22 protein-coding genes are annotated in these 23,176 nt (G+C 56.7%); 10 read left to right on the forward strand and 12 right to left on the reverse strand.

Annotated elements, in window-relative coordinates:
• Positions 1–28: 28 nt before the first annotated feature.
• The 7 genes from pxpA to C1N84_RS13140 all read right to left on the reverse strand — a co-directional run bounded on the left by pxpA (position 29) and on the right by C1N84_RS13140 (position 6,010).
• Complete coding sequence (gene pxpA, locus C1N84_RS13110; RefSeq protein ID WP_058769446.1) at positions 29–766, reverse strand: 5-oxoprolinase subunit PxpA; 738 nt, start codon at positions 764–766, stop codon at positions 29–31.
• Positions 750–1,688 carry a 5-oxoprolinase subunit PxpC gene (pxpC, locus tag C1N84_RS13115; protein ID WP_058757884.1) on the reverse strand — a complete coding sequence of 313 codons (939 nt, stop codon included), beginning with the start codon at positions 1,686–1,688 and terminating at the stop codon, positions 750–752. The genes pxpA and pxpC overlap by 17 nt, the downstream gene beginning before the upstream one ends.
• Positions 1,682–2,338, reverse strand: coding sequence for a 5-oxoprolinase subunit PxpB (gene pxpB, locus C1N84_RS13120; RefSeq protein ID WP_264441512.1), 657 nt, complete (start codon positions 2,336–2,338; stop codon positions 1,682–1,684). The genes pxpC and pxpB overlap by 7 nt, the downstream gene beginning before the upstream one ends.
• A gap of 161 nt (positions 2,339–2,499) precedes the next feature.
• On the reverse strand, positions 2,500–3,243 hold the full coding sequence (locus tag C1N84_RS13125) for a type 2 GTP cyclohydrolase I (RefSeq protein ID WP_264441513.1): 744 nt from the start codon (positions 3,241–3,243) through the stop codon (positions 2,500–2,502).
• Positions 3,244–3,261: 18 nt separating this feature from the next.
• Positions 3,262–4,689, reverse strand: coding sequence for a deoxyribodipyrimidine photo-lyase (phrB, locus tag C1N84_RS13130; protein WP_264441514.1), 1,428 nt, complete (start codon positions 4,687–4,689; stop codon positions 3,262–3,264).
• Positions 4,690–4,701: 12 nt separating this feature from the next.
• The gene (locus C1N84_RS13135) at positions 4,702–5,658 is read right to left on the reverse strand and encodes a YbgA family protein (protein WP_394541636.1); all 957 of its coding nucleotides are present in this window, start codon (positions 5,656–5,658) and stop codon (positions 4,702–4,704) included.
• Between the two features lie 151 nt (positions 5,659–5,809).
• Positions 5,810–6,010: a YbfA family protein gene (locus C1N84_RS13140; protein WP_031279882.1), complete on the reverse strand. Its 201-nt coding sequence runs from the start codon at positions 6,008–6,010 to the stop codon at positions 5,810–5,812.
• A 246-nt stretch (positions 6,011–6,256) separates the two neighbouring features.
• Between C1N84_RS13140 and kdpE the strand changes: the two genes are divergently transcribed.
• A complete protein-coding gene (kdpE, locus tag C1N84_RS13145; protein ID WP_021508554.1) occupies positions 6,257–6,931 on the forward strand; it encodes a two-component system response regulator KdpE in 675 nt (224 codons plus the stop codon).
• A 42-nt stretch (positions 6,932–6,973) separates the two neighbouring features.
• On the opposite strand, the gene pgm is transcribed toward kdpE, so the two are convergent.
• Positions 6,974–8,614, reverse strand: a complete 1,641-nt coding sequence (gene pgm, locus C1N84_RS13150; protein WP_264441515.1) for a phosphoglucomutase (alpha-D-glucose-1,6-bisphosphate-dependent) — start codon at positions 8,612–8,614, stop codon at positions 6,974–6,976.
• Between the two features lie 25 nt (positions 8,615–8,639).
• Positions 8,640–9,179, reverse strand: a complete 540-nt coding sequence (seqA, locus tag C1N84_RS13155; RefSeq protein ID WP_264441516.1) for a replication initiation negative regulator SeqA — start codon at positions 9,177–9,179, stop codon at positions 8,640–8,642.
• Positions 9,180–9,427: 248 nt separating this feature from the next.
• On the opposite strand from seqA, the gene ybfF reads away from it, so the two are divergent.
• The 4 genes from ybfF (at position 9,428) to fur (ending at position 12,107) form a co-directional block, all read left to right on the forward strand.
• Complete coding sequence (gene ybfF, locus C1N84_RS13160; RefSeq protein WP_264441517.1) at positions 9,428–10,192, forward strand: esterase; 765 nt, start codon at positions 9,428–9,430, stop codon at positions 10,190–10,192.
• 169 nt (positions 10,193–10,361) lie between these two features.
• Positions 10,362–10,637: a LexA regulated protein gene (gene ybfE, locus C1N84_RS13165; protein ID WP_010616122.1), complete on the forward strand. Its 276-nt coding sequence runs from the start codon at positions 10,362–10,364 to the stop codon at positions 10,635–10,637.
• Positions 10,638–10,774: 137 nt separating this feature from the next.
• Positions 10,775–11,305: a flavodoxin FldA gene (gene fldA / locus C1N84_RS13170; protein WP_021508557.1), complete on the forward strand. Its 531-nt coding sequence runs from the start codon at positions 10,775–10,777 to the stop codon at positions 11,303–11,305.
• Between the two features lie 352 nt (positions 11,306–11,657).
• Positions 11,658–12,107 (forward strand): ferric iron uptake transcriptional regulator, encoded by a 450-nt coding sequence (fur, locus tag C1N84_RS13175; RefSeq protein WP_021508558.1) that lies wholly within the window; start codon positions 11,658–11,660, stop codon positions 12,105–12,107.
• 61 nt (positions 12,108–12,168) lie between these two features.
• On the opposite strand, the gene C1N84_RS13180 is transcribed toward fur, so the two are convergent.
• From C1N84_RS13180 to nagE, 3 genes are all read right to left on the reverse strand, one after another.
• On the reverse strand, positions 12,169–12,564 hold the full coding sequence (locus C1N84_RS13180) for a hypothetical protein (protein ID WP_021508559.1): 396 nt from the start codon (positions 12,562–12,564) through the stop codon (positions 12,169–12,171).
• A gap of 236 nt (positions 12,565–12,800) precedes the next feature.
• Entirely contained in the window at positions 12,801–14,468 is a 1,668-nt protein-coding gene (gene glnS, locus C1N84_RS13185) for a glutamine--tRNA ligase (RefSeq protein WP_264441518.1), read from the reverse strand.
• A gap of 151 nt (positions 14,469–14,619) precedes the next feature.
• On the reverse strand, positions 14,620–16,653 hold the full coding sequence (gene nagE, locus C1N84_RS13190; protein WP_031279883.1) for an N-acetylglucosamine-specific PTS transporter subunit IIBC: 2,034 nt from the start codon (positions 16,651–16,653) through the stop codon (positions 14,620–14,622).
• 343 nt (positions 16,654–16,996) lie between these two features.
• On the opposite strand from nagE, the gene nagB reads away from it, so the two are divergent.
• From nagB to asnB, 5 genes are all read left to right on the forward strand, one after another.
• Positions 16,997–17,797 (forward strand): glucosamine-6-phosphate deaminase, encoded by an 801-nt coding sequence (gene nagB, locus C1N84_RS13195; RefSeq protein WP_031279884.1) that lies wholly within the window; start codon positions 16,997–16,999, stop codon positions 17,795–17,797.
• Between the two features lie 58 nt (positions 17,798–17,855).
• The gene (nagA, locus tag C1N84_RS13200; RefSeq protein WP_264443738.1) at positions 17,856–19,004 is read left to right on the forward strand and encodes an N-acetylglucosamine-6-phosphate deacetylase; all 1,149 of its coding nucleotides are present in this window, start codon (positions 17,856–17,858) and stop codon (positions 19,002–19,004) included.
• A gap of 7 nt (positions 19,005–19,011) precedes the next feature.
• Entirely contained in the window at positions 19,012–20,232 is a 1,221-nt protein-coding gene (locus tag C1N84_RS13205; RefSeq protein ID WP_021508564.1) for a DNA-binding transcriptional regulator NagC, read from the forward strand.
• A gap of 41 nt (positions 20,233–20,273) precedes the next feature.
• On the forward strand, positions 20,274–21,026 hold the full coding sequence (locus C1N84_RS13210; protein ID WP_021508565.1) for an HAD-IIA family hydrolase: 753 nt from the start codon (positions 20,274–20,276) through the stop codon (positions 21,024–21,026).
• A gap of 339 nt (positions 21,027–21,365) precedes the next feature.
• Positions 21,366–23,033, forward strand: coding sequence for an asparagine synthase B (gene asnB, locus C1N84_RS13215; protein WP_021508566.1), 1,668 nt, complete (start codon positions 21,366–21,368; stop codon positions 23,031–23,033).
• The last annotated feature ends 143 nt before the right edge of the window (positions 23,034–23,176 follow it).

The raw sequence follows: 23,176 nt of genomic DNA on the forward strand, positions 1-23,176 counted from the left end.
GGCAACAGGCCGGGCTAACAGTCAATGATCAGGCGCTGGTGACAGCAATCTGATTTGTCGCAAAAGCGGCGCGCAGCGTGCGGGCGAATTCCAGCGCATGGGCGCCATCGCCGTGCAGACAGACCGTCTGCGCATTCACCGCTACCCATTCACCGCTGACGCTGCGCACCTGACGCTGCTGCACCATGGTGAGCGTCTGCGCCAGCGCCTGCTCAGCCTCTTCGATTAACGCCCCCGGCTGGCTGCGCGGCACCAGCGCGCCACTGGCCAGATAGCCGCGGTCAGCAAACACTTCTTCGCGCGTACGCAGACCATGATGCGCGGCGGCGGCAATTGAGGCGCTGCCCGCCAGGCCAACCAGAATCAGCGCCGGATCGACGGCTTTCACCGCGCGCGCAATCGCATCCGCCAGCGCTGCATCCGCCGCCGCCTGGTTATACAGCATGCCGTGCGGCTTCACGTGCACCAGCTTCGCCCCTTCACTTTCGGCGAGGCTTTTCAGGGCACCAATCTGGTAGATCACCTGCGCGTAGACGGTTTCCGGCGGCAGCTGCATGGCGGTCCGGCCAAAATTTTCCCGGTCGGGAAAGCTCGGATGCGCACCAATCGCCACGCCATTGGCGCTGGCCCAGCGCACCGACTGCAGCATGGTTTCGGCATCGCCGGCATGGAAACCGCAGGCGATGTTGGCCGAGCTCACCAGTTCCAGCAGGGCCCGATCGCTGGCACTGCCTTCACCGAGGTCGGCGTTAAGATCGATCTTCATGAGCAAGCCCCCAGGCTATCTGATCAAGCGAACGTTGCTGCTGCTGTTTGGCCAGCAGCGCCTCCTCCAGCGTGCAGCGGATGAAGTGAATCGGTTCTCCCAGACGAATCTGCGCCAGCTGATAGAGATCGGCTTCGATGACGCAGGCAATACGCGGATAGCCGCCGGTGGTTTGCGCATCGGCCATCAGCACAATCGGCTGACCGTTCGGCGGCACCTGCACCACACCCGGCACCAGGCCGTGCGACAGCAGTTCACGTGCGACACTGCGCTGCAGTGGACTGCCCTGCAGCCGGTAGCCCATGCGGTTACTTTGCGGGCTGAGCTGCCACGGGTTACGCCAGAATGCGTCCTGCGCGTCGTGGGTAAATTCGTTGTATTCCGGCCCCGGCAGCGCGCGGATGCGGTTGCCCCACAGCAGCTGCCGGACGCCAGCCTGATGGCTGAAGCGGCGCGTCGGCTTGCCCAGCGGCAGCTGATCGCCATCCTGCAGTTTACGCCCCTGCCAGCCGCCAAAGGCCGCTTTGAGATCGGTGCTGTGTGAGCCCAGCATCGCATCGATGGCGAAACCGCCGTTCACCGCCAGATAGCTGCGCATACCGCGCGTGGGCATGGACAGACTCAGCACCTGGCCTTTTTTCACCGGCAGACGCCAGCCGGTCCACACCGGCTGGCCATCCAGTTCGGCGCTGCAGCTGGCACCGGTCAGCGCAAACCAGCCGTCGCGACGAAACTCCGCTTTGAACTGACCGAGCACAATTTCCAGCACCGCGCTGTTTTCCGCATTGCCGACCAGCATATTGGCCGTGCGCATTGAAGGCTCATCCAGTGCGCCGCTCAGGCTGATGCCGTATTGCCGCCAGCCGTGGCGGCCGCGATCCTGCACCGAGGTCATTAATCCGGCACGCAAAATGTTTAACATACGCCCTCCCGTTGTGGCACGAAGCGGACGCTGTCGCCGGGACGCAACAGCGTCGGCGGCTGCTGTTGTGGATCGAACAGGTTGAGCGGCGTGTGGCCAATCAGCTGCCAGCCACCGGGCGCGGCCAGCGGATAGATGCCGGTCTGGCTGCCGCCAATGCCCACCGAACCGCCAGGCACTACCAGCCGGGGCTCGGCGCGACGCGGCGTGTGCAGCCGCTCATCCAGCCCGCCGAGATAAGGGAAACCCGGCTGAAAGCCAATGAAATAGACCACGTAATCCGCGCTGCTGTGCAGCTCCACCACCTGTTGCGAGTTCAGCTCCGCCGCACGGGCGACCTCCGCCAGATCCGGTCCGCCCGCGCCGCCATACACCACCGGAATTTCCACCTGACGCGGCTCGGCCAGCAGCACCTCGCTCTCTTCCCACCAGCGCTGCAAACGCTCGATAGCATCCAGCGCTTTCAGCTGCGGATCGCGCAGCAGCAGCGTCAGGTTATTCATGCCCGGAATCACTTCCGCGATCTGCTCATTCTGCTGCAGCCGCTGGCACAATCCCCAGATGCGCTGCTGGCTGACGAGCGAAACCGGCGGTTCCAGCTCCAGCACCACCGCCCGCTCACCCAGCAGATAACAACGTGCTCGTTGCAAAACCCACCTCCCGGTCATTAATTAAACGCGCCGTGACCGCAGTGACGGCGCGCCTCAGGGCATTCGCTTATGCGAAAAGTCAATAAGTTATGCGAAAGTGAAGGAGATGTGTCAACTGATTTGCGCCCGGCACGTGTTTTCCGGGCGCATAAGCGAGGCGGTCAGGCGGGGTTGTCGATATCGATAAAAGTCACATCCAGACCATGCTGGCTGGCGAGCCACTCACCGAGCGCTTTGATGCCGCCGCGTTCGGTGGCGTGATGCCCGGCAGCAAAGAAATGCAGCCCCTGTTCACGGGCGCTGTGGATGGTCTGCTCAGAAACTTCACCGCTGATAAAGGCGTCAACGCCAAAGGCGGCGGCCGCATCGATAAAGCCCTGGCCGCCACCGCTGCACCATGCCACCCGGCGAATCAGCGCCGGAGCATTATCACCGCAGTGCAGCGGCTGGCGTCCAAGGCGCGCCGCGATTTTTTCCGCCAGCGCCGGACCGCTTAGCGGCTTAGCCAGCTCGCCCCAGGGCACCAGCGGCTGAATTTCACCTTTGACGTCGATATCAAACAGCGTGGCCAGCTGGGCGTTGTTGCCCAACTGTGGGTGAGCATCGAGCGGCAGGTGCCAGCCGTACAGGTTGATGTCATTGGCCAGCAGCGTGCGCAGACGCTGGCGCTTCATCCCTTTAATTACCGGCGCTTCGCTCTTCCAGAAGTAGCCATGGTGCACCAGTATCGCATCGGCCTGGCGTTTTACCGCCTCATCCAGCAGCGCCTGACAGGCCGTCACGCCGGTGATTACACGGCGCACCTGCTCACGCCCCTCAACCTGCAAACCGTTGGGCGCATAGTCGCTGAAGGCACTGGTGTTGAGTTGCTGATTGACGATCTGTTCTAACTCGAAATTGTTCATAACGGCTCCGTGACCGCCTCAGGCTGCGCTGCGCGCGCGCTCGAAGGCGTCTAATGTCTTTTTACGTGCCGCCTTATGTTCCACGATTGGCGCCGGATAATCGAGTTTCTTGTTATTTTTCTCTGCCCAGGCGTGCGGTTGATGGATGGCGCTGTCCGGCACGTCTTGCAGCTCCGGCAGCCACCGGCGGATAAACTCGCCCTGCTTATCAAAGCGCTCGCCCTGGGTCGTCGGGTTGAAGATGCGGAAGTAAGGCGCAGCGTCGGTGCCGGTCGACGCGGCCCACTGCCAGCCACCGTTGTTAGCCGCCAGATCGCCGTCAATCAGCTGCTGCATGAAATAGCGTTCACCCTCGCGCCAGTCAATCAGCAGATCTTTCACCAGAAAGCTGGCGGTGATCATGCGTAACCGGTTGTGCATCCAGCCCAGCGTATTGAGCTGGCGCATCGCTGCGTCAACAATCGGATAACCGGTTTTGCCCTGCTGCCAGGCGGTAAGGTGTTGCTCATTCTGTTGCCAGCTGACGTTGCGCGTCCAGTCGACAAACGGCTGATGCTTACACAGCGCCGGAAAGGCCACCATCAGGTGACGATAAAATTCGCGCCAGACCAGTTCATTCAGCCACACCAGCGCGCTGCCGTTGTTCAGCGCCTGCGGATGCTCCTTCAGAATGCGATGCAGGCACTGACGCGGCGACAGCACACCAATCGCCAGATATGGCGACAGGCGGCTGGTGCCGTCAATCGCCGGCATGTCGCGCTGCTGGTCATATTTTTCCACCCGCTGCTGAGCAAACTGGCGCAGCTGCTTCAGCGCCGCCTCTTCTCCGGCGGGGAACCAGGTTTCGTCGAATTTTTCCACAGGATAATCGAATGCCGCTATTTTCTTGCCGGCGGCCACGGGTGCCCCGGCGCGCGCTTTTGGTGCGTGATGGCACTCTGGCAGCCCCTGTTGCAGACGCCGGATAAACGCTTTGCTGAACGGCGTGAACACTTTGAACATGCTGTTGCTGCCGGTCTGTACGCTGCCCGGCGGTAACAGCAGGCTGTCATCGAATCCCTGGCACACTACGCCCTGTTGATCGAGCTGCTTCTCAACCGCAGCATCGCGCTGGCGCTCATTGATTTCATACTGATAGTTGTAAAACAGCGCATCCACCTTGTGCTGCTGGCAGAAGGTCGCCAGATAGTCGACCGACGCGGCGAAGTCATCGCACTGATGATAGTGCAGCTTAATACCGCGTTCTGCCAGCGACTGCTGCAGCAGGCACAGATTTTGGTGGATAAAAGCCGCCTGTTTGGGGGCCATGCTGTGTTGCTGCCACTGGCCGGGCGTGGCGATGAACAGCGCCAGCACCTCGGCCTGACTGTCGCGGCAGGCCGCGGCCAGTGCGCTGTTATCATTCATGCGCAAATCGTTACGCAGCCAGACTAAGTGAGTGCTCATAACGCTCCGTGTTTACTGGCCGTAGCGCAGACGCAGCGCTTCCGGGTAGGGATCGAAATAACGCTGCTGCGCCAGCCACGGGTGCGGGAACTCTGCCATGTAATGTTTCAGCATGGTGATGGGGGCCAGCAACGGCTGCACACCGCGACGGTAGCGGTCGATCAGCTGCGCCAGCTCCTGACGCTGCGGTGAACTCAGCTTCGGCCGGAAATAGCCCTGTACGTGCATCAGCACATTGGTGTGATTACGACGCGACGCCAGGTGCGACATCAGGTGCATCAGACGGTTACGGTATTCAAAGGCGTACGCATCCAGTGACTCCCACTGTTCCATTGCCGCGACAAACCGCCCCATTTCGCGGTACTCATCCTGCGCATGCGACAGCAGCAGTAATTTGTAGCGACTATGGAAGGCAATCAGCTTGTGGCGCGTCAGCCCGCTGCGCCACATTTCGTTGAACTCATGCAGCGCATAGACGCGCCCCATGAAGTTTTCGCGGATCGCATCATCGTGCAGGCGTCCATCCTCTTCCAGCGGCAGCCACGGTAGCTCTTTCTGCAGGAACGAGGTGAACACGCCGGTGCCGGCTTTGCGATTGTTGTTAGTGTCAGGCTCGTAGACGCGCACGCGCTCCAGTCCGCAGCTCGGCGATTTGGCACACAGGATGTAGCCGCACAGATGGTGCAGCGATTTAACGCGCTCCGCAGACCAGCGGGCCATGTCGTCGGTCAGCTCTTCCCCGCCGTCTTTACTGAAACACAGGTGGATCTGATCGTCGCTCTGTTTGACCAGCCGCAGCGCCGGGCGCGGCGTCGGCAGACCGATGGCCATTTCCGGGCAGACAGGTTCGAAGCGCACAAATGGCGCGAGCTCGTCAGTTGCAAAGGCAAAACGCTTGTGGCCGCCATCGAATCGGACGCTATCCCCGAGCAGGCAGGCACTGATACCTACAGGAATTTTCTCGCTCATACTTGTACAACCTCCAAAATCTTGTAGAGGTTTAAGTGTAGCTGAAATGCCGCGAGATAACAGCGGGACAATGCGTTTGTCGCACCACTTTAAGATAAAAAAACCCGGTGCCTCGAGCGAGGTCACCGGGTTATCACCGCGAAGCCGGGCGTTACCAGTAGATACCGCCTGCCGCTTCCGATTGCGCCAGCCAGACTGGTTTGGTGCTGGTTTTGCACCACATGCGGTGCAGATAACTGTAGAAGCGCGCGCGATCCTGGCGGAACAGCATCACTGGCAGCGCCAGTACGCCAATCAATACCACCAGCACACGGCGCAGCACAATTTTGGCGAGTGGATATGCCTGATACATCAATGCCTCCTCGTGGTAAATTTTGCTTTGAAATGTGATCTGCCTCAGATATTACGCCTGGTTGTGTAATTTTACTACTCATCCGACCACTATTTTGATCTTTTTTCAGCCATTCCCTGGCCGGGATGAAAGGAAGTTACATTTTTGTAAAATTTTGGATCACAGCGAGTTACTGAGATCGTGACGGACGCCGTCGCGGTTTATTGTTAAAGTAATGCGTTAACCTTATTTGCCGCAGGAGTCAGCGTGACGACCATCTTGATTGTCGAAGATGAAAAGGAGATTCGCCGTTTCGTGCGCCTGGCGCTGGAGAGCGAAGGCCTGAAGATTGTGGAAGCGGAGCAGTTGCAGCGCGGCCTGATTGAAGCGGCTACGCGCAAACCGGATTTGGTGATTCTCGATCTCGGTTTACCGGACGGCGATGGCAATGCCTTCATCCGCGAAGTGCGGCAGTGGAGCAGCATGCCGGTGATTGTGCTGTCAGCGCGCAGCGACGAGCAGGATAAAATAGAGGCGCTGGATGCCGGCGCTGACGACTATCTCACCAAGCCGTTTGGCATCGGCGAACTGCTGGCGCGGGTGCGCGTAGCGCTGCGCCGCCATCAGCGCAGCCAGCCGGAGCCGCTGGTACAGTTTGGCGAGGTGAGTGTCGATCTCGCCGCGCGACGCGTGCTGCGCAGCGGTGAAGAGGTACATCTGACACCGACCGAATTTCGCCTGCTCAGCCTGCTGCTGAATAACGCCGGCAAAGTGCTGACCCAGCGCCAGTTGCTTAACCAGGTGTGGGGGCCCAACGCCGTGGAACACAGCCATTATCTGCGCATCTATATGGGACACCTGCGGCAAAAGCTGGAAGCCAACCCCACCCAGCCGACGCACCTGCTGACAGAAACCGGCATCGGCTATCGCTTCATGCCATAAAAAAAGGCCGCAAACGCGGCCTTCTTCACGCAGGATGCCCTGTCAGGCGTTTTTCAGCACTTCACTGACAATTTCTACCGCTTCTTTCTCTATCTGCTGGCGATGCTCAGCGCCGAGGAAGCTTTCACAATAGATTTTGTAGGCGTCTTCCGTGCCGGACGGACGCGCGGCAAACCAGCCGTTTTCAGTCATCACTTTCAGACCACCAATCGAGGCGCCGTTGCCCGGTGCCGCGGTCAGACGTGCGGTGATCGCGTCGCCCGCCAGCGTATCGGCGCTGACCATTTCAGGTGACAGCTTCGACAGCGCCGCTTTCTGCGCAGAAGTGGCAGGTGCCTGCAGACGGTTGTAGCTTGGCGCACCAAAACGCGCGGCCAGCTCATCATAGTGCTGCTGCGGATTCTTACCGGTAACCGCAGTGATTTCCGCCGCCAGCAGACACAGGATGATGCCGTCTTTGTCTGTTGACCAGGCGGAGCCGTCGAAACGCAGGAACGAGGCGCCGGCGCTCTCTTCGCCGCCAAAGCCAAAGCTGCCGTCGAACAGACCATCCACGAACCATTTGAAGCCGACCGGGACTTCCACCAGCTTGCGACCAATGTCGTTCACCACGCGGTCAATCATCGCGCTGGAAACCAGCGTTTTACCAACGGCCACCTCTTTGCCCCACTGCGGACGGTGCTGGAACAGGTAGTTGATCGCTACCGCCAGATAGTGGTTCGGGTTCATCAGACCGGCGGGCGTGACGATGCCGTGACGGTCGTAATCCGGATCGTTACCGAAGGCCAGATCGAACTTATCTTTATACGCCAGCAGACCGGCCATCGCGCACTCGGACGAACAGTCCATGCGCACCACGCCATCTTTATCCAGATGCATGAAGCGGAACGTCTGGTCGATGGCATCATTGACGATGGTCAGATCCAGCTGGTAGTGCTCAGCAATGCGCTGCCAGTAGGCCATGCCGGAACCGCCGAGCGGATCGACACCGATTTTCAGGCCGGCTTTCTGGATTGCCGGGAAGTCAATCACCTGCGCCAGACCTTCAACGTATGGCTGGATCAGATCCTGCTCAACGATGTGGCCACTGGCCCACGCCTGATCCAGCGCCAGACGCTTAACCTCTTTCAGCTCACCTTTGATCAGCTGATTCGCGCGATCTTCCACCACTTTGGTGACGTTGGTGTCAGCCGGTCCACCGTTCGGCGGATTGTACTTGATGCCACCGTCTTCCGGCGGGTTGTGCGACGGGGTAATCACGATACCGTCCGCCTGCGCGCCGCCGCGCTTGTTGTGCTCCAGAATGGCGTTGGAGATCGCCGGCGTCGGCGTATAGCCGTTGTCCTGCTGCACAATCACATCAACGCCGTTAGCGGCCAGCACTTCCAGCACTGACAGGATCGCCGGCTCAGACAGCGCATGGGTGTCTTTACCTACGTAGCACGGGCCGGTGATGCCGTTCTTTTTACGCTCTTCAGCGATCGCCTGCGCAATCGCCAGAATGTGTACTTCGTTGAAGCTATGACGTCCCGCGCTGCCGCGGTGGCCGGAGGTGCCAAATTTCACCGCATGGTCCGGGTTCGCCGCATCCGGCTTCAGGACGTAGTACTGCGAGGTTAATTGTGCAACGTTAATCAAATCGCTCTGCTGGGCAGGTTGCCCGGCACGGGGGTGATTGGCCATTGGCGCTTCTCCCTGACGCTTCGGTTTAAATGGTGCCGCAAACTTTCTCTGCCAGTTCCTGCGGGAACTGCATGGCGAGCATGATGTGTTCCACCATGCTGCATTTACGACCTGTATTGGTATTGGTGATCACCCAGTACGGCGTGCCGGGCACGTGCTTCGGCTTAGTATGGGTGCCATTTTGCAACAGCGTGTGCTCATCACCCGCGAAGTAAACGCGGGTGCGGCCCTGCAGTGAAGCAGTGGCATCAGCAAAGGCTGCCGGATCAAGACGATAAAGCGTTGACAGGATCAGCATGAAGCGATTAACCGCTTTCTTCTGCTCCGCATACTCGTCAGACAGCAGCAGCTCACGCACGGCGCGCACGCGATCCTGAGGCCGCGCTTCGCTGCGTGCAGCCGGTGATTCTTTTACCGCCGCATTCGCCGCTGGCGCAGCGGATGCGCTCTGGCCGGCAGTGAATTTCAGCATACGGCGCAAAATGTCCGAGGCGCTTTCACCAATGTGCTGCGTGTGGCTGGCAATATAACGGTAGAGTTCTTCGTCAACTTCAATCGTTTTCATCTTTTTCCGTGCGATTCTGGCAAATGGCAGAACCACGCTACTTTGCAAAGGCCTTAACAAAATCCGGTCGTGCAAAATGTGAGCGGGCTCTAACATAAGGATTATAAAGTTAAATCCGCGACAGCCGGTAGCGCTGGCATCGTTTACGGGCAAAAGTCGGAATATGCCCTAATGCCTGACCGCCTGGCGCCGGGACAGGTGAATCCATGATACCCTAAGCCCAGGTCTCAACCGAAAGAACTTTAGCCATGATTTTGAACGCCCGTCTGCAAACTGAACAATCTGCCCCTGATGCCCAGCCCATTCTGTTAATTCATGGCCTGTTTGGTAGCCTGGATAACCTCGGCGTACTGGCGCGCGGCGTGCGCGATGCACGGCCCACGCTGCAGGTGGATGTCCGTAACCACGGCCTGTCACCGCGCAGCGAAGAGATGCACTACGCTGCGCTGGCGCAGGATATAGTCGACACGCTGGATGCGCACCACATCGAACGGGTCGATGTTATCGGCCACTCAATGGGCGGCAAAATTGCCATGGCGCTGAGCGCCGTTGCGCCCGAACGGATTGGCAAAATGGTGCTGATCGATATCGCGCCGGTGGATTACCAGACGCGACGCCATGATGAGATCTTCGCGGCGATCCGCGCGGTCAGTGCAGCTGGCGTCACGCGCCGCAGCGCTGCGGCCGACGTGATGCGTGAGCACGTGCGCGAAGAAGGCGTGATTCAGTTCATTCTGAAATCTTTCCATGAAGGCGAATGGCGCTTCAACGTGCCGGTGTTATGGGACAATTATCCGGTGCTCTCCGGCTGGCAGGAGGTGCCCGCGTGGCCTCATCCGGCGCTGTTTATTCGCGGCGGTGATTCACCCTATCTGGACAATCAGCACCGTGATGCGCTGCTGCGCCAGTTCCCGCAGGCGCAGGCGCACATTATCAGCGGTGCTGGCCACTGGGTGCATGCCGAAAAACCCGATGCCGTGCTGCGCGCGGTGCGCCGCTTTTTTAACCTGTAAAAGCAAAAGCTTGCTACGGGCGGTTTAGGGTTGGCGTCGCGCCGGGCGCTGGAGTATGATGTCGCGCTAAAAATTTGCCGCGGATGCTTTTTTCGCCGCGGTCGGGCCGATAAATGTTTAAATCGCGCAGCGCCTTTCCGCCGTTCGCGCCCACGCAGTTTCACAAACCATGGCAAAAGAACAGACAGATCGTACCACGCTCGATCTCTTCGCAGACGAGCGGCGTCCCGGTCGCCCTAAAACCAGTCCGCTGTCGCGTGATGAGCAGCTGCGCATTAATAAGCGCAACCAGCTGAAGCGCGACCGGGTGCGCGGCCTGCGCCGCGTTGAGCTGAAAATGTCCAGCGAAGCGGTCGACGCGCTTAATACGCTGGCCGAGCAGCAGAACATCAGCCGCAGTGAACTGATTGAACAAATGCTGCTGGCGCAGCTCAAACTGGCGTAACGTGCGCAGACCGCACGCTGGAACACAAACTCAGCGCTTTACACATTCCGCGCTTTTCGCCGGTCTGCTATCATTCGCATAACTGTGTCGTCTTCTGACTTACTTTCACAATCAGGATTTAAGAGGTTACTCACTCCATGGCAATCGTAGGCATTTTCTTCGGCAGCGATACCGGCAACACTGAAAACATTGCAAAAATGATCCAGAAACAACTGGGTAAAGATGTCGCCGAAGTGCATGACATTGCTAAGAGCACCAAAGAAGATCTCGAAGCATTCGATATTCTGCTGCTGGGTATTCCGACCTGGTACTACGGTGAAGCCCAGTGCGACTGGGATGACTTCTTCCCGACGCTGGAAGAGATTGATTTTAACGGTAAGCTGGTGGCGCTGTTTGGCTGCGGCGATCAGGAAGATTACGCCGAGTACTTCTGTGACGCGATGGGCACCATTCGCGACATCATTGAGCCAAACGGCGCAGTGATTGTGGGCCACTGGCCAACCGAAGGTTACCACTTCGAAGCCTCTAAAGGTCTGGCAGACGACAAACACTTTCTCGGCCTCGCCATCGATGAAGATCGTCAGCCTGAACTGACTAACGAGCGCGTCGACAAATGGGTTAAGCAGATCTTTGACGAGCTGCAGCTGCAGGCGATCATCGAAGCCTGATGCTTTCCTGTCCGATGTGGGCGCTGGCTCACATCGGGCAATGGAATTACCTATAAAAATAATAGCTACGGTTTTTTAACTTTTTCCCTCAATTCTGTAGAATACCCGCAACGGTCATCTGCTTATTCCTCGGGCATCAGACTGAGACTGCGCGAAAAGGAACATCGATCTGCACGATCCCGCTGAGGTTCACGACATTTCTCCTTACAGCATCCGGGGAATTGTCCGCCGCAGCCGGTTTTCATTTCGCAGGCTGAGCTCTATAATGAGACGCAAATGAGAATGCGCGTTGACCACACATTCAAGGCCTTTGCGCCGTAAGTGACTAGCAAAGTAACAGGACAATATCCGCATGACTGACAACAACTCCGCATTGAAAAAGGCTGGCCTGAAAGTCACGCTGCCCAGACTGAAGATTCTGGAAGTGCTTCAGGGACCCGGACCCGAGTCCCATCATGTCAGTGCGGAAGATTTGTACAAACGCCTGATCGACATGGGCGAAGAGATTGGTCTGGCGACGGTATACCGTGTTCTGAACCAGTTTGACGACGCCGGCATCGTGACGCGTCATAACTTCGAAGGCGGGAAATCCGTGTTCGAACTGACCCAGCAGCATCACCATGATCACCTGATTTGCCTCGACTGCGGCAAAGTGATCGAGTTTAGCGATGAATCTATCGAAACGCGTCAGCGTGAGATTGCAACACGCCACGGTATCAAACTCAGCAACCACAGCCTGTATCTGTACGGCCACTGTGCGCTGGGAGACTGCCGCGAAGACGAGACGCTCCACGATCAGTAATTGAATATGCTATGCAGTATAAAAAAACCGGTGCCAGGCACCGGTTTTTTTATGGCTGCGTTCAGGCGACCAGCGTTTCCTGCAAATAGCGCCAGCGCGGAACAGGCGTGCTGCAGTCCAGCACCGCCAGCGAAATGCGGGTCTGGTTATTGCCGTTAAGCATTTGCAGTTCGTGATACTGAATGGTCACTTCCTGCTGCTGCTGGGAAATGATGGCATGCTCACTGGTGGCGATTCGCATCCCTTCCCGCTGCCCGTGCAGTTTGCGAAACAGGGTTTCAGTGTCATTGAGATCGAGCTGTTTGCCTTGCGGCGTCACCATTTTGAAGTCGGGATGAAAGTGCGACAGCAGCAGGTCCATACTGTCATCGCTGCCTTCGGCCTGATTAAAAATACGTTCGATAAGCTGATGTAAAACCACCACGCTATGTTTGGCTTCCAGAGCGAGACTTGTCATTTTTCTTCCTTCGCTAACCCGCACAGCAACATTTAAGAGCGCATAGCCTACCTGAAAATAATGATTTCACACGGGTAAATTAGTTAATTTTATTAAAGTCAGATTAGTCGTAATCGCGCGCGATTACTGTTTTTTGTCTGGTTCAGCATAATCGATTCCCGTTTGCAGATAACGGGCAATAAAAAAGGGCGATTGCTCGCCCTTTGCTGATCATATCGTGCTATCAAGCAGTAAAATTATTCGCCGATTTTTGCCCAGGTATCACGCAGACCCACGGTGCGGTTGAACACCAGTTTCGACGGCTGCGAGTACACGCTGTCAGCGCAGAAGTAACCTTCGCGCTCAAACTGATACGGTGCCAGCGCACTGGCGGCACGCAGACCCGGCTCAACGAAGCCCTGTTTGATCTCCAGCGAGTTCGGGTTGATGGTGGTGAGGAAATCCTCGGCCGCGCCCGGGTTTGGCACGCTGAACAGACGATCGTACAGACGGAATTCGGCAGGCAGCGCGTGAATCGCCGACACCCAATGGATAACGCCTTTCACCTTGCGGCCATCGGCCGGATCTTTGCTCAGGGTGTCGACATCGCAGGTAGCGTAGATGCAGGTAATGTTGCCGGCTTCATCTTTCGCCACGCGCTCGGCACGAATGACATAAGCGTTGCGCAGACGAACTTCTTTACCCAGCACCAGACGTTTGTACTGCTTGTTGGCCTCTTCACGGAAGTCGGCGCGATCGATCCACACCTCACGGCTGAACGGCACCTCACGCGTGCCCATCTCCGGCTTGTTCGGATGGTTCGGCATGCTGATGATTTCTTCATGCCCGGCCGGCAGGTTCTCGATCACCACTTTCAGCGGATCCAGCACCGCCATGGCGCGCGGCGCGTTCTCGTTGAGGTCGTCACGAATGCACGACTCCAGCGACGCCATCTCAACAATGTTGTCCTGCTTGGTCACACCGATACGGCGACAGAATTCGCGGATTGACGCCGCGCTATAGCCACGACGGCGCAGACCGGATACGGTCAGCATGCGCGGATCGTCCCAGCCTTCAACAATCTTCTCGCTCACCAGCTGTGTCAGCTTACGCTTCGACATCACCGCATATTCCAGATTCAGGCGCGAAAACTCGTACTGACGCGGATGCACCGGAATAGTGATGTGATCCAGCACCCAGTCGTAGAGACGACGGTTGTCCTGGAACTCCAGCGTACACAGGGAATGGGTGATGCCTTCCAGCGCATCGGAGATGCAGTGGGTAAAGTCGTACATCGGATAGATGCACCACTTGTTGCCAGTCTGGTGGTGTTCGGCAAATTTAATGCGGTACAGCACCGGATCGCGCATCACAATAAAGCTGGATGCCATGTCGATTTTGGCACGCAGGCAGGCTTTGCCCTCTTCGAAGCCGCCATCACGCATCTTCTGGAACAGCGCCAGGTTCTCTTCCACGCTGCGATCGCGATACGGGCTGTTTTTGCCCGGCGCGGTTAGCGTGCCGCGGTATTCACGGATCTGCTCTGGCGACAGCTCGTCAACGTAGGCCAGGCCTTTGTTGACCAGCTCAACCGCGTAGTTGAACAGTTGGTCAAAGTAGTCAGAGGAGTAACGAATGTTGCCGCTCCACTCAAAGCCCAGCCATTGCACATCATTCTTGATCGATTCAACGAACTCCATATCCTCTTTGACCGGATTGGTGTCGTCGAAACGCAGGTTGCACTGCCCCTGATAATCTTGTGCGATACCAAAGTTCAGGCAGATCGATTTTGCATGGCCAATATGCAGGTAACCATTGGGCTCAGGCGGGAAACGGGTATGCACACTGTTGTGCTTACCGCTCGCCAAATCTTCGTCGATGATCTGACGAATAAAGTTCGTTGGGCGGGCTTCAGCCTCACTCATCTCAAAATCCTCAAAACAATAGCGGGTGATTTGTACCACGAAGTAACGGAGTATGATCCACAAAGCGCTGAAGGGAAACAACCGTTTGTTGGTCGTTTTAAAACAAAAAAGGCAGGAATTGCTTCCTGCCTTCAGTGACGATCAAAACGTGTTAATTTTTGACTTCGTACAGCGGGGTAACACCTGCCACCACGGTACCGCCTGCCAGCAGATTCAGACCAGCAAAATCATCGCTGTTGCTGACCACCACCGGGCTGATCATCGAACGCGCATTGGCGTTGAGGAAGTCCAGATCCATTTCGAGGATCGGCTGGCCCGCTGTGACGGTTGCGCCCTCTTCCACCAGACGGGTAAACCCTTTACCTTCCAGCGCGACGGTATCGAGACCCATATGCACGACAATCTCGACGCCATTTTCGGCTTCAAGGCAGAATGCATGGTTGGTGTTGAAGATTTTCACCACGGTGCCCGCTACCGGCGCGACGACAGTTTTATCGCTCGGTTTGATCGCCAGGCCATCGCCTACCGCTTTGCTGGCGAAAGCTTCATCCGGCACGTTTTCCAGCGCGACCACTTCGCCACTGACCGGTGCCAGCAGTGTTGCAATCACCTTTTTCTCGCTGTTGCGCACGGCCTGGGGCTGAGCAGCAGCAGGCGCAGCGGTGGTTGCCGCAGCAGGTGCCGCTGCACCGGCCACCGGACCTTTGCTCAGTACGGTTTTCATCGCGGTCGCAATGCTTTCGGCTTGCGTACCAACAATGATCTGCACGCTCTGCTTGTTAAGGCGGATCACGCCAGAAGCACCGAGGCGTTTAGCTACACTCTCATTCACCTGCGCAGAGTCTTTCACATTCAGACGCAGACGGGTGATGCAGGCGTCGATGTTGGTCAGGTTGTCAGAACCGCCTATCGCACCGATATAGCGACGCGCCAGTGATTCGGTTTCGCTCTCACCGTTGCTGCTGTGATCAACGTTGACGTCGTAGCCGTCTGTCTCATCACCGGCAGCCAGCTCGCGGCCCGGCGTCAGCAGGTTGAATTTCTGAATGGTGAAGCGGAACACCACATAGTAGATGACGAAGAACACCAGACCCTGCGGGATCAGCATCCACCAGTGTACCGCCAGCGGGTTACGCGTCGACAGCACCATGTCCACCAGACCGGCACTGAAACCGAAACCGGCAATCCAGTGCATGCTGGCAGCGATGAAGACCGAAATACCGGTCAGCACGGCGTGGATGACATACAGCACCGGTGCCACAAACATGAAGGAGAATTCCAGTGGCTCGGTGATGCCGGTGAAGAAGGCGGCGAATGCCGCTGCCAGCATGATACCACCGACTTTAGCGCGGTTTTCCGGACGTGAGCAGTGATAGATTGCCAGCGCCGCACCCGGCAGACCGAACATCATGATCGGGAAGAAGCCCGCCTGATAGCGACCGGTGATACCCGGGATGCCGGTACCGTTGGCGATAGACTGCGCGCCGCCCAGGAATTTCGGAATGTCGTTGATGCCTGCCACGTCGAACCAGAACACCGAGTTCAGCGCGTGGTGCAGGCCAACCGGAATCAGCAGACGGTTAAAGAAGGCGTACACGCCCGCACCGACCGAGCCCAGTTTCTGGATGTGCTCACCAAAGCTCACCAGACCGCCGAAAATGATCGGCCAGACGTACATCAGGATAAAGGCGACCACAATCATCAGGAAGGAGACCAGGATCGGCACCAGACGGCGACCGCTGAAGAACGACAGCGCCTTAGGCAGCTCAACGTGGCTGAAGCGGTTATAAACTTCTGCCGAGAGAATGCCCACCAGGATGCCGACAAACTGGTTATTGATTTTACCGAAGGCGGCAGGCACCTGCTCCACCGGCATTTTCTGAATCATGGCCACCGCGGCGGGTGAACACAGGGTCGTAACCACGAGGAAACCTACAAAGCCGGTTAATGCCGCTGCACCGTCTTTATCTTTTGACATGCCGTAAGCCACACCGATGGCGAACAGCACGGACATATTGTCGATGATGGCAGAACCCGATTTGATCAGCAGTGCTGCCAGCGCATTGCCTGCGCCCCAGCTGTCCGGATCGATCCAGTAACCTACCCCCATCAGGATTGCCGCTGCCGGCAGGGTCGCTACCGGCACCATAAGCGCGCGGCCGACCTTTTGCAGATATCCTAAAATACTCACCTTATTCTCCCCCTATGAGACTGGCGTTTTGCCGTGATGCGGGTTGATTTTATTATCCCGGCACCCGGTACCTTGATGACACACTTCACCACGAGGCGCAGTGTAAAGATAAATTAATTCGCCTCGCAAATTAAAACCAGTGTAACTGTGACTTTAATCACCAAAGTGGACGTTTTTCACTGCGAAATGCTAGCCACCACCACAAACTTATTTTATGATGAAAAATATCAGGTCGCACTTTTCCAACGCCGCGAGCGCGCAAACGGGTTACCCTATAAGCAGCCAGCTGCAGCAGTAAACGCGACCCTAACTTTCCAATCTTAACTGAGGTGAAGACATGAGACTGATCCCTTTGGCCACACCGACCCAGGTGGGTAAATGGGCTGCACGCCATATCGTTAATCGCATCAATGCCTTTAAACCCAGCGCAGACCGTCCCTTTGTGCTGGGACTGCCAACCGGCGGTACGCCGCTGGAAGCCTACAAGCACCTGATCGAGATGCATAAAGCGGGCCAGGTTAGTTTCAAACACGTGATCACCTTCAATATGGATGAGTATGTCGGTCTGCCGAAAGAGCATCCGGAAAGCTATCACAGCTTTATGTACCGTAACTTTTTCGATCACGTTGATATTCAACCAGAAAATATCAATCTTCTGAATGGCAATGCCGAAGATATTGACGCAGAATGTCGCCAATACGAAGAGAAGATCCGCGCACTGGGTAAAATCCACCTGTTTATGGGCGGCGTCGGCAACGATGGCCACATTGCGTTCAACGAGCCGGCTTCTTCGCTCTCTTCCCGCACCCGCATTAAAACCCTGACGCACGACACCCGTGTGGCGAACTCGCGTTTCTTCGACGGCGATGTTGATCAGGTGCCTAAATATGCCCTGACCGTGGGCGTCGGCACGCTGCTGGATGCGGAAGAAGTGATGATTCTGGTGACCGGCCACGTCAAAGCCCAGGCGCTGCAGGCGGCGGTAGAAGGTAACGTCAACCACATGTGGACCATCAGCTGCCTGCAGCTGCACCCGAAAGCGGTGGTGGTGTGTGATGAGCCAGCCACCATGGAACTGAAAGTGAAAACCGTGAAATATTTCCGCGAAATGGAAGCGGAAAATATGAAGGGTGTGTAACAACACGTTGTAGAAAGCCTGCTGTTAAGCGCAGCAGGTTCAGCCGGGAGAAGAGATGATGTACGCATTAGTTAACGGCCGGATTTTTACCGGTCATGAAGTTCTGGACAATCACGCCGTGGTGATTGCCAATGGCCTGATTGAGCGTGTCTGCCCGCGCGATGCGCTGGACGCCGCGATTCCACAACAGGATGTGGCTGGTGCGTTCATCGCTCCCGGATTTATCGACCTGCAGCTCAACGGCTGCGGCGGCGTGCAGTTCAACGATGACATCAATGCCCTGAGCGTGGAAACGCTGGAGATCATGCAGCGTGCCAATGAAAAATCCGGCTGCACCAGCTATTTACCGACGCTGATTACCAGCAGTGATGAACTGATGAAGCGCGCGATTGAAACCATGCGCGCTTACCTGGCGAAGCATCAGAATCAGGCGCTGGGCCTGCATCTGGAAGGTCCGTGGCTGAATAAAGAGAAGAAAGGCACTCACAATCCGCAGCTGATTCGTCTGCCGGATGCGGAGCTGGTGGATTTCCTGTGCGCCAACGCTGACGTCATCACCAAAGTTACGCTGGCACCGGAAAATGCGGGCAGCGCAGTGATTCGCCAGCTGCGTGACGCCGGAATTATTGTGTCGTCCGGTCACTCCAATGCTACCTATGCCGAAGCCAAAGCGGGCATCAGCGCGGGCGTCACCTTTGCCACCCACCTGTATAACGCCATGAGCGCCTTTAGCGGTCGTGAGCCAGGTCTTATCGGTGCGCTGTTTGATTCGCCTGATGTATACTGCGGCATTATTGCAGACGGTTTACATGTCAATTACGCTAACGTGCGCAATGCAAAACGAATCAAAGGCGACAAACTGGTGCTGGTGACCGATGCCACCGCGCCAGCCGGTGCGTCGATTGATCAATTCATTTTTGCAAGTAAAACAATATACTATCGCGACGGCCTGTGCGTAGATGAGAACGGTACCCTGAGCGGATCTGCGCTGACGATGATTGAAGCGGTGCAGAATAGCGTGGAACATTGTGGTATCGCGCTGGACGAAGCGCTGCGCATGGCGACCCTGTATCCGGCAAGGGCAATGGGTGTGGAAAAGCAGTTTGGTACGGTGGAAGCAGGAAAAGTCGCCAACCTCACTGTCTTTACCCGCGATTATCAAATCACTAAGACGTTCGTCAACGGAGACAACGTCCTCAGCGAGTAAGTACTGAATGACCACTGGCGGCCAGACTCAAATAGGAAATGTCGATCTTGTCAAACAACTTAACAGTGCAGCTGTTTACCGGCTGATTGATCAACAGGGGCCGATTTCGCGTATTCAGATTGCCGAACTCAGCCAGCTTGCGCCCGCCAGCGTCACCAAAATTACCCGTCAGCTTATCGAACGCGGCCTCATCAAAGAGGTGGAGCAACAGGCCTCCACCGGTGGGCGCCGCGCCATCTCCATCATCACTGAAACACGCCATTTTCACACTATCGGCGTACGGCTGGGGCGCAATGACGCCACGCTGACGCTGTTCGATCTCAGCGGAAAATCGCTGGCGCAGGAAGATTATCCGCTGCCGGAGCGCACGCAGGAGACGCTGGAAAACGCGCTGTTCAACGCCATCAGTGCCTTTATGAGCGCGCACCAGCGTAAAATTCATGAGCTGATCGCCATTGCAGTTATCCTGCCAGGCCTGGTCGACCCGATTAACGGCATCATTCGCTATATGCCGCACATCGCTGTCAGCCACTGGCCGCTGGTCGCCAGCCTGAAAAAACGCTTTAACGTCACCAGTTTTGTCGGGCACGATATCCGCAGCCTGGCGCTGGCTGAGCACTATTTCGGTGCAAGCCGCGACTGTGCAGACTCCATTCTGGTGCGTTTACATCGCGGAACCGGCGCCGGCATCATCGCGAACGGCCACATTTTTCTCGGCAGCAATGGCAACGTAGGTGAGATTGGCCACATTCAGGTCGATCCGCTCGGCGAACGCTGCCACTGTGGCAACTTTGGCTGCCTCGAAACCATCGCCGCCAACGGCGCGATTGAGAACCGCGTGCGCCACCTGCTCAACCAGGGTTATCCCAGCAGCCTGACGCTGGATGATTGCCAGATGCCGCAAATCTGCCGCGCCGCCAATCAGGGCGACGCGCTGGCCTGCGAAGTGATCGAATACGTTGGCCGCTATCTCGGCAAAGCGATCGCTATCGCCATTAACCTGTTTAACCCGCAAAAAGTAGTGCTGGCCGGCGAAATTACCGATGCCGATAAAGTGCTGTTCCCGGCGATTGAGGGCTGCATTAACACCCAGGCGTTGAACGCGTTTCGCAAAAATCTGCCCGTGGTGCGGTCAGAGCTTGACCATCGTTCGGCAATTGGCGCTTTCGCGCTGGCAAAACGCGCTATGCTGAATGGCATTCTGCTGCAGCACCTGCTGGAAGAATAATAGAAAGCCTGCCGGCTGGCAGGCCCGACCGGAAGCCATCTATGACCATCAAAAGCGTAATCTGTGACATCGACGGCGTGTTGATGCACGACAATACCGCCGTGAAAGGCGCAAACGAATTCCTGCAGCGCATTCTGGAAAAAGAGATGCCGCTGGTGGTACTGACCAACTATCCGTCACAAACTGCGCAGGATCTGGCCAACCGCTTTGCCAACGCCGGGGTCGACATCCCGGATTCGGTGTTTTACACCTCCGCCATGGCCACCGCGGATTTCCTGCGTCGTCAGGAGGGCAAAAAAGCCTACGTGATTGGTGAAGGCGCGCTGATTCATGAACTGTATAAAGCCGGTTTTACCATCACTGACGTCAACCCGGATTTCGTCATCGTCGGCGAGACGCGATCGTTTAACTGGGAGATGATGCATAAAGCCGCCTTCTTTGTGGCCAACGGTGCACGTTTTATCGCGACCAATCCTGATACCCACGCACGCGGCTTTGTGCCGGCCTGTGGCGCGCTCTGTGCCGGTATCGAAACCATTTCCGGCCGCAAACCGTTTTATGTCGGTAAGCCCAGCCCTTACATCATGCGCGCCGCACTGAATAAAATGCATGCGCATTCAGAAGAGACGGTGATTGTGGGCGATAACCTGCGCACCGATATTCTGGCTGGCTTCCAGGCCGGTCTGGAAACCATTCTGGTGCTGTCCGGCGTCTCTACGCTGAGCGATATCGACGCCATGCCGTTCCGTCCGGACTGGATCTACCCTTCCGTGGCTGATATCGACCTGTTCTGATTAGCGTCATGCTGTCTGCTTATGGCCCTGCTCGCCGTTACGGTGTGCAGGGCTTTTTTATCTGTCTGGCATACCACTGTGATTCAGCCGCTGACGCGGCCTCATCGGTTGCGCACAAAACCATCACTTTTGATGATTCATTAGATGACATCTAATTTAATAGTTATTTTATTGAATAAAATTCAACATTACTTCACAACAACAATCTTTTTATCAGTATTTGGTGATTTCGCTTGCGTTACCACCATCAATTAGCGCATTTTCTTATACATCACGCAGCGCAGGCTGCCGGACAAACAAGTCAATAACATCGCCACAGGGTGAGATCAGGAGTCAGTTATGTGTTCGATTTTTGGTGTGCTGGATCTGAAGACCGATCCTGTTGAACTGCGCAAGAAAGCGCTGGAATGTTCGCGTCTGATGCGTCACCGCGGCCCGGACTGGTCAGGTGTCTTCGCTGATGAGAAAGCCATTCTGGTGCACGAGCGCCTGTCCATCGTTGACGTGAACAACGGCGCCCAGCCGCTGTACAACGCGGATCACACCCACGTACTGGCTGTAAACGGCGAAATTTATAACCACCAGGCGCTGCGCGCGGAACTGAGCGATCGCTACGCCTTCCAGACCGGTTCAGACTGCGAAGTCATCCTCGCGCTGTATCAGGAAAAAGGCCTCGACTTCCTCGACGATCTTCAGGGCATGTTCGCCTTCATTCTGTGGGACAGCGTCAAACAGCAGTATCTGATTGGCCGCGATCACATCGGTATCATTCCGCTCTATATGGGCAACGATGAGCACGGCAACCTGTATGTTGCTTCTGAAATGAAAGCGCTGGTGCCGGTGTGCCGCAGCATCAAAGAATTCCCGCCGGGAAGCTACCTCTCCAGCACCGATGGCGAAATCCGTCGTTACTGGCAGCGTGACTGGATGGATTTTGCTGCCGTGGCGCAAAACACCACCGATGCCGCTGGCCTGAAGCACGCGCTGGAAGAGTCAGTGAAGAGTCACCTGATGTCAGACGTACCGTACGGCGTGCTGCTGTCCGGCGGACTCGACTCTTCCATCATCTCTGCGGTAACTAAGCGCTTTGCCGCCAAACGCGTGGAAGATCAGGACAAGAGCGATGCGTGGTGGCCGCAGCTGCACTCCTTTGCCGTCGGTCTGGAAGGATCGCCGGATCTGAAAGCGGCGCAGGCGGTGGCCGATCACCTCGGTACCGTGCATCATGAAATTCACTTCACCGTGCAGGAAGGTCTGGATGCGATCCGCGATGTGATTTACCACATCGAAACCTACGATGTGACCACCATTCGCGCGTCGACACCGATGTATCTGATGTCGCGTAAAATCAAAGCGATGGGCATCAAAATGGTGCTGTCAGGTGAAGGGGCGGATGAAGTGTTTGGCGGTTACCTCTACTTCCACAAGGCACCGAACGCTCAGGAGTTCCACGAAGAAAACGTGCGTAAACTGCTGGCGCTGCACATGTTTGACTGCGCGCGCGCTAACAAAGCGATGTCGGCCTGGGGCGTGGAAGCACGTGTGCCATTCCTTGATAAGAAATTCCTTGATGTCGCGATGCGCATCAACCCGGAAGACAAAATGTGCGGCAGCAACGGCAAGATGGAAAAACACATTCTGCGTGAATGCTTCTCCTCTTACCTGCCGGAGAGCGTGGCATGGCGTCAGAAAGAGCAGTTCTCCGATGGCGTAGGCTACAGCTGGATTGACACGCTGAAAGAAGTGGCGGCGAAGCAGATTAGCGAGCAGCAGCTGGCGACCGCGCATTTCCGCTTCCCGCACAACACGCCAACCTCGAAAGAAGCGTATCTGTACCGCGAGATCTTTGAGGAGCTGTTCCCACTGCCAAGCGCGGCAGAGTGCGTGCCGGGCGGTCCATCCGTGGCCTGTTCGTCGGCGAAAGCCATTGAGTGGGATGAAGCGTTTAAATCGATGGACGATCCGTCTGGTCGTGCGGTAGGCGTGCATCAGTCAGCGTACAAATAAGCATTTTCTTTATGCGTATAAGGGGCCCATTGTGGCCCCCTTTTCTTGCATCTGACGCGGATACGATCGAAAATTGCCGAATAAATCATCAGCCTGGTTACAAGCCAGACAAACAGGCGCGTTAAGGCAAAAAACGGCAAAAA

The sequence above is a fragment of the Pantoea sp. SGAir0418 genome, from assembly GCF_043529865.1.